General features: G+C 66.4%; 14 protein-coding genes and 1 pseudogene. 10 read left to right on the plus strand and 5 right to left on the minus strand.

Annotated elements, in window-relative coordinates:
* Positions 1 to 140 precede the first annotated feature (140 nt).
* The 3 genes from L593_RS04285 (at position 141) to L593_RS04295 (ending at position 2,835) form a co-directional block, all read left to right on the plus strand.
* The gene (locus tag L593_RS04285; RefSeq protein WP_049893845.1) at positions 141 to 926 is read left to right on the plus strand and encodes a sulfite exporter TauE/SafE family protein; all 786 of its coding nucleotides are present in this window, start codon (positions 141 to 143) and stop codon (positions 924 to 926) included.
* A 251-nt stretch (positions 927 to 1,177) separates the two neighbouring features.
* Positions 1,178 to 1,786 (plus strand): translation initiation factor IF-2 subunit beta, encoded by a 609-nt coding sequence (locus tag L593_RS04290; protein ID WP_020445710.1) that lies wholly within the window; start codon positions 1,178 to 1,180, stop codon positions 1,784 to 1,786.
* A 137-nt stretch (positions 1,787 to 1,923) separates the two neighbouring features.
* A complete protein-coding gene (locus tag L593_RS04295; protein WP_020445711.1) occupies positions 1,924 to 2,835 on the plus strand; it encodes an aldo/keto reductase in 912 nt (303 codons plus the stop codon).
* A gap of 121 nt (positions 2,836 to 2,956) precedes the next feature.
* On the opposite strand, the gene L593_RS04300 is transcribed toward L593_RS04295, so the two are convergent.
* Together L593_RS04300 and L593_RS04305 are read right to left on the minus strand one after the other, a co-directional pair.
* Positions 2,957 to 3,751: an MBL fold metallo-hydrolase gene (locus L593_RS04300; RefSeq protein WP_020445712.1), complete on the minus strand. Its 795-nt coding sequence runs from the start codon at positions 3,749 to 3,751 to the stop codon at positions 2,957 to 2,959.
* Between the two features lie 73 nt (positions 3,752 to 3,824).
* The gene (locus L593_RS04305; protein WP_020445713.1) at positions 3,825 to 4,250 is read right to left on the minus strand and encodes a universal stress protein; all 426 of its coding nucleotides are present in this window, start codon (positions 4,248 to 4,250) and stop codon (positions 3,825 to 3,827) included.
* Positions 4,251 to 4,452: 202 nt separating this feature from the next.
* Here L593_RS04305 and L593_RS04310 point away from each other — a divergent pair, with 202 nt between their 5' ends.
* The 7 genes from L593_RS04310 (at position 4,453) to L593_RS04340 (ending at position 10,969) form a co-directional block, all read left to right on the plus strand.
* The gene (locus tag L593_RS04310; protein WP_049894294.1) at positions 4,453 to 4,881 is read left to right on the plus strand and encodes a DUF488 domain-containing protein; all 429 of its coding nucleotides are present in this window, start codon (positions 4,453 to 4,455) and stop codon (positions 4,879 to 4,881) included.
* An 87-nt stretch (positions 4,882 to 4,968) separates the two neighbouring features.
* Positions 4,969 to 5,976 carry an aldo/keto reductase gene (locus tag L593_RS04315; protein WP_020445715.1) on the plus strand — a complete coding sequence of 336 codons (1,008 nt, stop codon included), beginning with the start codon at positions 4,969 to 4,971 and terminating at the stop codon, positions 5,974 to 5,976.
* 124 nt (positions 5,977 to 6,100) lie between these two features.
* The gene (locus L593_RS04320) at positions 6,101 to 6,988 is read left to right on the plus strand and encodes an arylamine N-acetyltransferase (RefSeq protein WP_020445716.1); all 888 of its coding nucleotides are present in this window, start codon (positions 6,101 to 6,103) and stop codon (positions 6,986 to 6,988) included.
* A gap of 90 nt (positions 6,989 to 7,078) precedes the next feature.
* Positions 7,079 to 7,798, plus strand: coding sequence for a hypothetical protein (locus L593_RS16255; RefSeq protein ID WP_020445717.1), 720 nt, complete (start codon positions 7,079 to 7,081; stop codon positions 7,796 to 7,798).
* Positions 7,799 to 7,894: 96 nt separating this feature from the next.
* Positions 7,895 to 8,473 (plus strand): LemA family protein, encoded by a 579-nt coding sequence (locus L593_RS04330; RefSeq protein ID WP_020445718.1) that lies wholly within the window; start codon positions 7,895 to 7,897, stop codon positions 8,471 to 8,473.
* A gap of 2 nt (positions 8,474 to 8,475) precedes the next feature.
* A complete protein-coding gene (locus L593_RS04335) occupies positions 8,476 to 9,441 on the plus strand; it encodes a hypothetical protein (RefSeq protein WP_049893847.1) in 966 nt (321 codons plus the stop codon).
* Positions 9,442 to 9,952: 511 nt separating this feature from the next.
* Positions 9,953 to 10,969 (plus strand): AI-2E family transporter, encoded by a 1,017-nt coding sequence (locus L593_RS04340; protein WP_020445720.1) that lies wholly within the window; start codon positions 9,953 to 9,955, stop codon positions 10,967 to 10,969.
* Positions 10,970 to 10,983: 14 nt separating this feature from the next.
* Here the strand turns inward: L593_RS04340 and L593_RS04345 are convergent, their stop codons facing one another.
* The 3 genes and pseudogenes from L593_RS04345 to L593_RS04350 form a co-directional block, all read right to left on the minus strand.
* Positions 10,984 to 11,952 carry a cation-translocating P-type ATPase gene (locus tag L593_RS04345; protein WP_020445721.1) on the minus strand — a complete coding sequence of 323 codons (969 nt, stop codon included), beginning with the start codon at positions 11,950 to 11,952 and terminating at the stop codon, positions 10,984 to 10,986.
* 27 nt (positions 11,953 to 11,979) lie between these two features.
* Positions 11,980 to 12,177: pseudogene (locus L593_RS15520) on the minus strand (hypothetical protein); the annotation flags it as partial.
* Between the two features lie 90 nt (positions 12,178 to 12,267).
* Positions 12,268 to 12,501, minus strand: coding sequence for a DUF1328 domain-containing protein (locus tag L593_RS04350; RefSeq protein WP_020445722.1), 234 nt, complete (start codon positions 12,499 to 12,501; stop codon positions 12,268 to 12,270).
* Positions 12,502 to 12,699: the final 198 nt, after the last annotated feature.

Below are 12,699 nucleotides of genomic sequence, written 5' to 3' on the forward strand. Positions count from 1 at the left end.
GCTTGCATCGAAACGACGCGCTACTATCCAGGTACCGACCACGTCGTGTTCGTCCTTTCAAATGCCGGGGCAATCGACGTAAGCACGGAGCAAGTACCCCATCCCGATGCGTACACTGGCTCGGCGCGGAGGTGAGTGGCGTGTCGAGTGACTGGGTGACGACCGGGCTGTCCGCGCTGGTCATCCTGGTCGCGTCCGTCGTGCACGGGATCGCCGGGTTCGGCTTTGCGCAGGTCTCGATGGGCGTCATGCCACTGTTCCGGTCGGCCTCGAGTGCCTCGATCATCTTCACGGCGACCGCAGTCGTGAGCAACGGTCGGGTCTGGTGGAGCGTCCGCGACGCGTTCGACTGGCGGAAGTGGATCGTCCCCGTCGGTGGCCTCGTCGTCGGGATGCCCCTGGGCATCTACGTGTTCAGTGCGTTCAGCGAGGTCCAGCTTCGCGTCGCCATCGGTGCCGTGCTCGTGCTGGCGGTCGTCATCGTCGGCGCGACCCAGCAACTGGACGTCGTCACCGACTGGATCGAAGCGAGTGACTACAGGCCCGGGAACCTGATCGGTGCGACGGCCGGCATGCTCGCCGGGATCCTCGGCGGCGCCGTCGCTGTCCCCGGCCCGCCGATGATCGTCTACGGGGCGTTCATGTCCGCGAGCGACTTCTGGACCGACGAGGAGATGAAGGCGACGTTCACCGCCTTCTTCGGGACGCTCATGCTGTATCGGCTCGGAAGCCTCACCTACACTGGCGCGGTGACGACGCCCCTGCTGGTCGAGGCAGCGATCGCCGTTCCGATGGTGTTCCTCGGTGCCTGGGTCGGCGTCTACATCTTCGACACCATTCCGGAGCGCATCTTCCAGTGGGTCGTGCTCGCGCTGCTGAGCGTGAACGCGTTCGTCCTCCTGTTCACGTCCGTTCCGGAGCTCTGAACGCGCGAAGCGGTCTCCGGTTTGGAATTCCGTCGCCGCACGCCACTCATTCCCAGCGCTCGGATAGCGCGTTCGGTTGCTGCTGTCGTCCATTGACGAACGGCCGTCCCAGCAACCAGACGGCTGCCCTGCGGTACCGCGGTGATTACCACGGCCTCATGCCCGTCGGTTTCGGCTGACGATGACCCACATCCACACGGCCCGATCCCCGTGTCGCAACCGCTTTACGCCTCGTTGCCGTTTCGAATCGTATGGATTACGAAACCAGCCTCGACCGAGCCTACGACGATCTCCCCGAGCTCGGCACCGAGGAAGACCGCCTCGACGTCCCCGAGGCCGCCCTCGAGACGGACGGTGCGTTCGTCCGCTTTACCAACATCGAGCGCGTCGCCGACGCCCTCGACCGCGACGCCGACCACCTCCATCGTTACGTCCAGAGCGAACTGGGTACCGCCGGCACGTTCGAAGGCGGCCAGGCTCGCTACAGCGGCTCCTTCACCCGCGCGGACTTCGAGAACGCCATCGACGCGTACATCGCGGAGTTCGTCACCTGCTCTGAGTGTGGCCTCCCCGACACCAAGCTCGTCAAGGAGAATCGCACGCAGATGCTGCGCTGCACCGCCTGCGGCGCGTTCCGGCCGATCTCGAAGCGGTCGACCGCCACCTCACAGCAGCAACAGGAGGCCGTCGAGGAGGGCGGCACCTACGAGGTCGAGATCACCGGCACTGGCCGCAAGGGCGACGGCGTCGCCAACCGCGGGAAGTACACGATCTTCGTCTCGGGCGCCCGCGAGGGCGAGACCGTCCAGGCGTACGTCGAGTCGACGTCGGGCGACCTCGCGTTCGCGCGGAAGACCTGACCGGCGCGGGACGCCCGCGGACCGCGATTTTCGCAGCCACCTTGCACCGCCAGCGGCACGGCACCGTCCCCCACAGCGACGGCTCGTGCCTCGCCGGCTGGCCAAACTGTTTCACGATCCACTGCGTACCCCTGCCCATGGAAACCCGACCGCTCGGCGAGACCGGCCACGATTCGAGCGTCCTGACCTTCGGCGCGATCGCGCTGAACTTCCTCGAACAGGACGAGGCCAACGAGATGATGCAGGACGTCCTCGACGCGGGCGTCAACCACGTCGACGTCGCTCCGACGTACGGCGACGCGGAACTGAAACTCGCGCCCACGCTCGAGGACCACCGCGACGAGATCTTCCTCGGCTGCAAGACGCAGGAGCGCACCTACTACGGCGCCTGGGGTGAACTGCACAAGAGCCTCGACCGCCTCGGCGTCGACAAACTGGACCTCTACCAGTTCCACGCCGTCACGAACTACGACGAACTCCGCGCGATCACCGGCGACTACAGCCCCGAGATGGCCCAGGGCGACCACGATCCCGGCGCGCTCCAGGCGTTCGTGGAGGCGAAGGAGGAGGGCCTCATCGACCACATCGGCCTGACGAGCCACGGCGACCCGGCGCTGATCCGCTCGGCGATCGACCGGATGCCCGAACTCGAGACGGTGATGTTCCCCTACAACTACACGCTCGCCGGGAAGGAGGGGCCAGAGTACGACTACGACGCGGTCCTCGAGAAGGCCCACGAGGAGGGACTCGGGACGCTCTGCATCAAGGGATTCGCGAAGGGGCCGTGGCCCGACGACGTTCCGGAGGACGAGCGACCCTACAACACCTGGTACGAACCCTACGACGACCCCGAGGAACTCGAGGAGTGCCTGCGCTTCTCGCTGTCCCAGGGCATGACGACGATTCCGAACGCCGGCGATCCGAAGCTCGTGCCGGCGATCCTCGAGGCGGCCCAGCACTACGAGGCGCTCGACGACGAGGCCCAGGACGAACTCCGGGCGCGCGGTGCCGGCGGCGACTCGCCGGTGCCGACGACGTACATCGAGTAAGCGAGCGGCGATCCGAGTGAGCGACCAGTGATTCGAGTGAGGGAGCGACCAATCGAGTAAGCGACCCGCGATCCGAGTGAAGGATTGGGGATCCGTTTCCGGCAGTTCCGAGCCAGCGCCGCTACAGGTCCGCAGGCCAGCCCTCGTCCAGCGCGACCGGGACGGAGCGCTTGGCGACGTCGGCGGCGAAGGCGGCGGAGTCCGATCCAAGTGCGTCGAACGTGTTGTAGTGGATCGGCAGCACGAGGCCGGGATCGAGCTGCGCGGCGAGGTCAGCCGCCTCGTGGCGATCCATCGTGAACGAGCGGGCGATCGTCGGCAGGAACACGTCGACGTCGAGGCCTTCGTGCTCGGGGATCGCGTCCGAGTCCCCGGTCCAGAAGCAGCGGGTGCCGTCGACGCTGACGACGTAGCCACAGCCGAGTTCGTAGGGATGGGTGACGTCGATGTCGGGCGCCGCGTCGGGGCCACCGGGCTCGTTGTAGGCCGGGATCACGTCGACCTCGACGCCGGCAATCGTCAGGTCGTCGCCGTAGCCGACCCGTACCACGTCGTACGGCAGTTCCTCGGGTTCGACGACGTCCCGACCGCTGTTGGCGGCCACGCCGTCGGCGGAGACGCCCTCGTAGACGACGACGGTCGCGTCGTCGCTCGCGACGCGCTCGACGCCGTCGTCGCTGTAGTGGTGGTCGTGCGTGACGACGACCACGTCGGCGTCCTGCGCGTCGTACGCCGGGCCGTGCGGGTGAGCGTCGTCGAGATTCTCGGGGGCGCCGCCGTACTCGCTCTCCCAGGTGCCGTCGAGCGTGCCGTAGCGGCCGGGATCCGTGTAGACCACCGTGCCGTCGGGGGCTTCGATGCGTGCAGTCGCGTAGCCGAACCAGTCGAATCGGAGTCCGTCGTAGCGTACCGTCACTGGCCGGTCGTTCCGTTCCCACCGGTGAAAGGCCGACGCTCTCGGCAACCTGGCCGCCAGCGCCCGGCGGTTCTCAGCGGACGATCGTCACCGGAACCGCGGCCCGCTTGGCGATCGTCTCGGCGACGTTGCCGACGAGCAACCGGTGGGACGCCCGACCGCGATCGGCGCCGTGGGATCCGACGACGATCGCGTCGTAGTCCTCGGACCGATCGACGACGTTGCGGGCGGGATGCCCGACGCCGACCACGGTCTCGATCTCTCTACCGCGCTCGCTGGCGATTTCCCGGGCGCGCTCGAACACTGGGGCTGCACGCTCGTTGGCGGCAGTTTCGAGGTCGTCCTCGAAGGCGAGTGCCGTCGCCTCGCCCATCAGCATCGAGGGGACGCCGACGACGTGCAGGACGGTGACCGACGGCGCGTCAAGTTCGTCGAGTGCGAACTCGAGTGCGCGTTCGGCAGGCTCTGACTCGTCCATCGCGACGAGGACGCGTTCCATACCAGATGCTTGGGGGGCGCCACCAAAGTCACTTGCCTCGTTCGACGCCAGGGAGCGCCGGGGAGCACCCCAGGCCGGCACGCCGGGACATTGGGCACGAGAGAATGCCTGCTGCTCCGCCCGGGCCGGTAGTTCAGTTCCACGAAACACCCCGAAGCGATCCGGGGCCAGAATCAAGAGCGATCGCCCCGTGGGTCCCGTCGTGACTGGCACCGTTCACGACACCTACGTCGCCGCGATCCGGCACGACCTCGTGGACCTCCCCGAGGACGCCCGCCGGATCGGCGTCGTTCGGCGACCCACCTCGTGGTTCCACGGCGCCGTCGACGAGAACGTTCCGGCGCTCGGACCGCCCGAGGACCTGCTCGAAGATGCGAAACAGCGCGAGGAGGACCTGAAACTGCAGGGGATCTGCGACGACGACGCACAGAACGTCGCCTGGGACGAGGTCGACTTCGCGGAGCGGTATCGGGACTACCTGGAAACCGAGGAGGGATCAGTGGCCGAGGATCGGCTGGCCGAGCTGCTGCGCGAGGGGACGGACGTCGTGCTCGTCTGCTTCGAGAACACCGAGAAGAAGCGCTGTCATCGAACGATTCTGCGCGAGGTACTGGAGGAGCGAGTGGCGTGAGTCAGGTGAATCGATCGCCAACTCACCCCCGCGGATCGCCGTAGCGGAAACCGCCAAGAGTCTCCGCCGAAAACGTCCTGCTTGCACATGGAATACGTACGACTTGGAGAGACCGGACTGGAAGTATCACCGCTGTGTCTGGGTACCTGGCGCTTCGGCGAGGAGTCCGGCGACGTGGTCGAGACGGACCGCGAGGCCGCCCACGAACTGCTCGACGCCTTCGCGGAGGCAGGCGGGAACTTCATCGACACCGCGAACGGCTACGGCGGCGGTAACTCCGAGAAGTGGATCGGCGAGTGGCTCGAGGACCAGGACCGCGAGGACTTCGTCATCGCCTCGAAGTGCTACTGGTCGCAGGTCTCGCGCTTCCAGGAGAACCTCTCGCGGAAGAACGTCCGCGCGGAGGTCGAGGGTAGCCTCGAGCGCCTGGGCACGGACTACCTCGACATCCTCTATCTCCACCGCTGGGACGACGAGACGCCGATCGAGAACACGCTGCGGACGCTCGACGACCTCGTCTCCGAGGGGAAGGTCCACAACATCGGCCTCTCGACTGCCGACGGCTGGAAGCTGATGAAGGGCCTCTGGAAGGCCGACGTCAACAACTACGAGGCGTTCACGGTCACGCAGCCGATGTTCCACGCCGCGTACAAGGAGGACGTCGCGGACTACCTCGACGTCGCCGCCGACCAGGACCTCGCGGTCTGCCCCTACTCGCCGCTGGCGGGCGGCTTCCTCACGGGCAAGTACGAGCGCGTCGGTGACGGCACGTACGACGTCGACGTCCCCGAGGGCTCCCGCGGCGACATCACGGACGTCTTCGACGACTGGTACGTCTCCGAGCGCGGCTGGCACGTCCTCGACGCCATCCGCGAGGTCGCCGACGAGGAGGACGCGACGCCGGCGCAGGTCGCGCTCGCCTGGCTGATGGCCCAGGAGGACTTCACCTGCGTGCCGATCGTCGGCGCCCGGACCACGGACCAGCTCGAGGAGAACGTCGGGGCGGTCGAGGTGGACCTCTCCGACGAGCAGTTCGACCGCATCGACCAGGCCCGCTACGCCGAGGACGGCGAGGTCTACGAGAGCGACGAGTAGGACCCCACGCGGCGTAACGGAACGAGGATCGTCGGGTGGCGAGCACCCGACCACCAATTCCCATATTTCCTACAGGAACGCGTTTCAGCAGAGCTATTTGTGCCGGAAGGCCCTGTGATCGTCCATGCCCAGGCTCGACGCCGACCGCTACCTGCGGCGGATCGGCCTCGACGCAGACGCCGTCGCGGCGAGCGATCGCGACCGGGAACTGCTCGCGCGATTGCAGTCCGCTCACGCGCGCTCGGTGCCCTTCGAGACGCTTTCGATCTGTGGCCATCCCCATCCGGACGCGGGGGCCGGTTACGACGGCGAACCGATCGACCTCACGACCGAGTGGCTCTACGAGAAGCTCGTCGAGCGCGAGCGCGGCGGGTTCTGCTACGAACTGAACGGCGCGTTCGCGTGGCTGCTCGACGACCTCGGCTTCGACGTCCAGCGGTGTGACGCCCGGGTGGCCTCCGACGACGGTGGCTACGGCATCCCGGCCGACCACCTGACGCTCGTCGTCGACCTCGACGACGGCAGCAGTAGCCGCGAGGCGAGCGGCAACCGTCGCGCGGACAGCAGCCCGCACCTCGTCGACGTCGGCGTCGGTGCACCGGTCGTCCGCAGGCCGGTCCCACTCGACGGCTCGGTCGTCGACAACGGCCTCGGCGTCGAGTGGCGCCTCGTCGCGCCGCAGCGCCCGGACGCCGACTACCGGCTGGAGTATCGCGAACCGGCGAGCTGGTCGAACGAGGAAACGGAGTGGACGCCGCGATACATCCTCCAGGACGAAGCCAGGGAGCTCTCGTTCTTCGAGGCCGGTTGCGAGTACCACTCGACCGCGCCGGACTCCCACTTCACCGGCGACTCGATCGCGATGCAGGCCACCGGTGAGGGCCACGTCACGCTGTCGCCGGGGGCGCTCACGCGGACGGTCCGTGGCGAAACAGAGAAACGCGACGTCGAGCCCGAGGCGTACGATCGGTTGCTGGCCGAGGAAATCGGGATTCGCCTCGACGAGACCTGAGTAGCCGGAAATCACCAGAGTGCACTCGCCCCTCAAAGGCGCGTTTACGCTTACGTCGCTTATGTGGGCCAGTGGTCCCACGCTTCAGGTATGCAACGTCGCACGTACGTGGCAGGCATCGCGAGCGCACTGACTGCGGGACTGGCCGGCTGCTCGGCACTCGGGTCGGGTGGTGATGGTGACGACGGAAGCGACGGCAGTGGGACGGACAACACGGACGGAAACAACTCACACGGCGACGGCGGTACGGGGGACGACAGTGGCGGCGGCAACGGCACCGACCCCGGCGGCGACCCACCGAGTCCCTCGCTCGTCAACGGCTCCTTCGAGGACGGCCTCGAGGGCTGGACCGTCGGGAAGGACCTCCCGCCCAAGCCCGGCGAGGACAGCGGCACCGTCGACCACGACGTCACCACGAGCAGCGACACCGGAATCGAGGCGTCCGACGGCGAGACGGTGCTCAAGTTCACCCTCTCCGGGCGGGCCGACGACGGCACCCTCTGGGTCGAGCAGGAGGTCGACTTCGCCGACGCGGCCACCGTCGAACTCGACGTCTACAGCGAGCAGGAGTCGTTCAACGAGATCGGACAGATCGCCGTCTTCGCTGGCGAGAAGCCCGAGGGCGGCCTCGTCGAGGAGGACTTCAACCGCGAGCACCCCACAGAGAACCACCAGGGCTGGAAGACGTTCCGCTACGACGTGGCCGACCTGACCGGAACCGGCACCCTCGCCGTCGGCCTGAACATCGTCTGGGAGACCGAGATCGTGCGGCTCTACGACGACGTGCAGCTCGTGACGATCGAGGAGTAGCGAGACCGAGGCTGCTGGAGCGGGCGGAGACGGTCCGTCGAAGCGGCCGAACCGACCGAAACGGCTTTGATTCAGCTCTGCGCGACGTGTACTATCATGGTCATCTGGATCGTCGCGGGGTTCGTCGCGCTCGTCCTGCTCGTGTTGCTGGTCGCCTACACGGTCAGCATCTACAACCAGCTGGTCAGCCTCCGGGAGCGGGTCGACCAGGCCAAGCAGAACATCGACGTCCTGCTGAAGCAACGCCAGGACGAACTCACGAAGCTCATCGACGCCGCCCAGGAGTTCATGGACCACGAGGAGCAGGTCCTTACCCAGCTTACCGAGGCCCGGGAAGCCGCCGAACGTGCGTCCTCACCCGCCGAAGAGGCCGCCGCGGACCAGCAGATCCGCCAGGCGCTGATGGACTTCGAGGCGCGGGCCGAAGCCTACCCCGACCTCCGATCGCAGACGAACATGCTCCAGTTCCAGGAGCGCATCTCCGAGATCGAATCCCAGATCGCCGATCGCCGGGAGTTCTACAACGAGGCCGTCACGCAGAACAACACCCGGATCGCCCAGTTCCCCTACGTCCTCATCGCGCGGCAGTTCGGCTTCCAGGAGCGAGAGCTGTTCGAGGCGACCGAAGCGGAGAAAGCAGACGTCGACGTCGGCGCGGCGTTCTCCGAGAACTGACGATGGCCGTGACGATCGCACCGTCGACCCTCTTGGTCGACGCCACTGCCGCGTCGACGTGGGTACTCCAGTCGGGGTCGGAAGGCAGTGACGACGGCGAACTGTTCCTCTTCCTCCTGATCGGCTTTCTCGGCGGCCTCTACCTCATTTACGACGGGTTCGACACCTGGCAGCTCTCCCGCCTCGTGCAGGATACGCCGACCTCGAAGGTCCGCTCGATGTCCGTCGGGCGCGTCGAACTCGAGGGCACAGCGCACAAGCGCGACGCCAGTGTCACCCCGCCGATCGCCGACGAGGAGTGCCTCTACGTCGACTGGAAAGCGGAGAAGCGCGAGCGCCGCGTCGACGACGACGGCAACGTCCACTACGAGTGGGTGACGATCGCGTCGGGCGAGCGGACACTCGCGTTCGATCTCGAGGACGATACCGGTTCGGTGTTGATTCGCGCGGACCACGACGACCCCGAATTCGACATCAATCGCGACGGCCACCGGCGGGAGCACACGTACCATTCAGGCGAATCGGCACCGGACGAGGTCCGCCGCTTCGTCCGCGCGAAGGGCGATCCGGCGGCAGTCGCGACCACGCCAGCTGCGTCGGAGGAAGCAGACGGTTTTCTCGACGACGTCGCTGACTTCGCGAGCGACCTCGCTACCGACTCACTGGACGACACGGGGAACAGACGCCGGTACAGCGAGAACGTGCTCCCGGTGGGTAGTCACGTCTACGTCTTCGGCAGCGCCGAGCCTCGCGAGGGAGCCACCATGGAGACGTCGGAGGCTGACCTGCTCGCGGTCAGCCGCGATCCAGGCAGCGACGAGTTCCTCGTCTCGGATTCGACGGAGGAGAAACTCCAAGACAGCTACGGCACGTGGGGGCCGATCGAGGTCGGCGGCGGGCTCCTGTTGAGCGCGGGCTGTCTGTTCGTCCTGCTGTGGAAGTACCGGCTCCACGAACTGGTCGTCTGAAGGCGGCGTGCGTCGACCTGGACTGACGGTACGATGGAGAGCGAGGGAGTGCAGTGAACGGTATCGTGCAGTTTCTCGTCGATCGCGAGACGACTGGCTCTGCCGCTCACCCCCTCGCGGTGCCCGCCCCATTCGATTTCGAACTCGACACGTGAAACGGTCGTAATGCCGGCCGGCCGTCGCGTTCGGCTCCGACCTCGACCGTCTGGTGGCAGACGGTGGCATCGTCACGGACGGTCGGCGGCGGAGAGGGCGGTGTCGTCGCCGGAATCGAACGTGGCTGCGACTCGGCGAAGCGACGACGGGACTCCGCTCGACCTGGGATCCCTCCGACCGAAGGGCGCTGCGAGCATTCGGATAGCTCCTATGACACGTAAACGGGGACGCGGGGGTGTGACCGACCAGATTCGAGTCGGCCCCGAGTACCCCCGGCAGCCGATCGACGGCAGGTGAGGCAACCACTGTGGAGGTCGCGGGGATCTTTTTGTCATCGCTCGACAAATTTGGAGTCGTGAACCTCAGCAAGGGGTTTGTCCTCGCCCTCGTCGCCACCCTCCTGGTGCTCTCGGCGATGCTGATCCAGCCGTTTCTCCAGTACGTCCTCGCCGCAGTCCTCATCGCCTACCTGCTCTATCCGCTCCAGATTCGACTCGAAGCGCACGTGTCACCCGCGTTGGCCGCACTTTCGCTCGTGTTCGTGGCAGTCGCTGGATTCGTCACCCCGTTCGTGGTGATCCTTGCGACCGTCCTGGAGAGTGCCGACCGGATTCCCCGGGACCTCGACGCCGAACAGGGACAGCTCGAGGGGATCGAAACACGGATCGAGGAGCTCACCGGACTCGAGGTCGACATCGTAGGCGCACTCGTCGGCTCGGGACAGGAGTTCGGAACGATCGTGTTCGAACGGTCGATCCAGGCGATCGGGACGATTACCTTCCACCTCATCGGGATCCTGTTGGCACTCTTTCTCGTCTACTACTTGCTCAAAGACGGTGACGACCTCTTCGACTGGCTCCTGCGGACGGTTCCCCTCCCGACGGACGTCCAGCACGATCTCTACGACGAGATCGACGACGTGATGTGGGGCGTTCTCTTCGGGCACGTGTTCGTCGCCATCGTCCAGGGGGTCGTCGCCGGCATCGGATTCGCCGCTACCGGCGTTCCCAACGCGGTGTTCTGGACGGCCGTCATGATAGTTCTCGCAATGGTACCGCTCATCGGTGCGATCCCCGTCTGGGGCGGGGCGGTGGTGTACCTGTATCTCACCGGCGAACCGCTGCTCGCCGTCGGATTGTTCGTGTACAGCGTCGTCGTGGTCGGACTCACCGACGACTATCTCCGTCCATTCGCCGTCGACAGGTACGCGAAGCTCAACCCCGCCGTCATCCTCCTCGGTATTCTCGGCGGCGCCTACGCGTTCGGGATTATGGGACTGTTCTTCGGTCCCGTCGTCCTCGGGGCACTCAAAGCCACGCTTCGCGTCGGGCTGGAGAACTGGTCCCGGATCGGAGGGAGCGACGTTCGCTGACGGACCGATCGAATTCAGCGGGAGAACAGACGTCCGAGCCTCGTTCCAAGGTTCGGCGTCCCAACTCGGCGGCGAAACTCCAGGACGACCTGTCCAGCGCCGAGGGGAAGCAGGCTCATCCCGAGTACGACGAGCCAGCTTTCGGGGCCGATGGGCGTGGTGCTCAGTGCCAGCGACACGCCCGGCAGGTACAGCGTGCCGATCACCAGCGAGGCAGACAGAACGAGGGCGCCCCAGACGTACGGGTTCCTGGTAACCTCGTTCCGTACGATGCCCGACGCGAGCTCGCGCATGTTGAACACGTGCCAGAGCTGGGCGAACGCGAGCGTGAGGAACGACATGGTGACGACCGCTTCGGCGGTCCCCCGCGTTACGCTCGTCCCCTTGTAGAGCATGTTCTCTCGCTCGGCGAGGGGCGCGTCTTCCTCGAGGACCTCGCTCGTCTTTCCGACTGGAACGGACTCGCCGGTAAGCGCCGATTCGTCGGCCTGGAGCTTGGAGGGGTCGATCACCCGAAGGTCGGCCGGAACGACGTTCCCGGCGTCGAGGAGCACCACGTCTCCCGGCACCAGGTCCTCCGCGGGGACTTTCTCGACCTCCCCATCTCGACGAACGCGAGCCTCGATCTCCGTCATCTCCTGGAGGCTCTCCATCGACTTGATGGCCCGCAGCTCCGTGACGAACCCGATGAGTCCGTTGATGAGGAGGACGACGAGGATGGAGACGCCCTCGATGGTCTCGTCGAGTGCAAAGGCTGCCACTCCCGCCACCGCCAGCAGCAGGACGATGAAGCTCTTGAACTGGTCCGCCAGCACGTTCCACCAGTCCCGTCGTTCGGCCTCGCGCAGCGCATTCGGGCCGACCCGCTCGCGTCGCGTTTCGACGTCGTCCTCGCTCAGCCCCTCCTCGGCAGAAACGTCGTAGTGAGCGAGGGTCTCGGCCGAGGACTTGGCCCACGGCGTTCGAATCGGGTGTTCGTCCATCTGCGGCGGAAAAGTCCTTGCGAGTAGCTAACATCGAGAGCCGGTAAAAAACATCGTGCATAGCTTCGCCACACTGTTCACGCCCTCCTGGTCACCGGATACCACCGTCAGATGCGAGGGTTCGGTCGCAGGGACCCGAACCGTCAAAACGGGAACGGGAGTCGTGCGGAGGAGGGAGTCAGTGACGCTGCCCAGCACGTACAGATCGGGGCCAGTTCGCCTTCGCGGGCCGACGACAGATCACGTGGAGACGCCCGCCTCGGCACAGTCGAGCAGTTCGATCTCGATGACCTCGATGCAGGCATCCGCCGCCGTTCACAACAACAGCGCGACGACCGCCAGGACCACGAAGATGATCACCAGCCACTTCCCGATCGCCATGGACACGCCCGCGACGTCCCCGGCGCCCAGGACCGCGGCGACGATCGCGAGGACGAAAAACAGGATCGCCCACTCGAGGAACGCGCCGGTGAAGAACTGGGCTGGGACCGTCGTCGCAGCCGTGAGGCCGTCGCTCACCGCCGTGACTGCCGTGGTTTGGGGGAGCATCGATCTCGAAAAACGGCCGCCGGACCGGTGTCGCTGGTGCTTGCACGTGCCGGGGAGTGATACGGGACAGATCGCGGTGCCGCGGATCCGCGCCGCCGGAGTCCCGGCACCGCGATCTGCCCACTGGCCGAGTACGTTCCAACAGTGCCGAACGGTGCCGAGCGATCGACCCGTGACGAACGTCCGAACGGAGCCGAG

It is taken from the genome of Salinarchaeum sp. Harcht-Bsk1 (genome assembly GCF_000403645.1).
In the GTDB taxonomy this organism is placed as follows: domain Archaea; phylum Halobacteriota; class Halobacteria; order Halobacteriales; family Salinarchaeaceae; genus Salinarchaeum.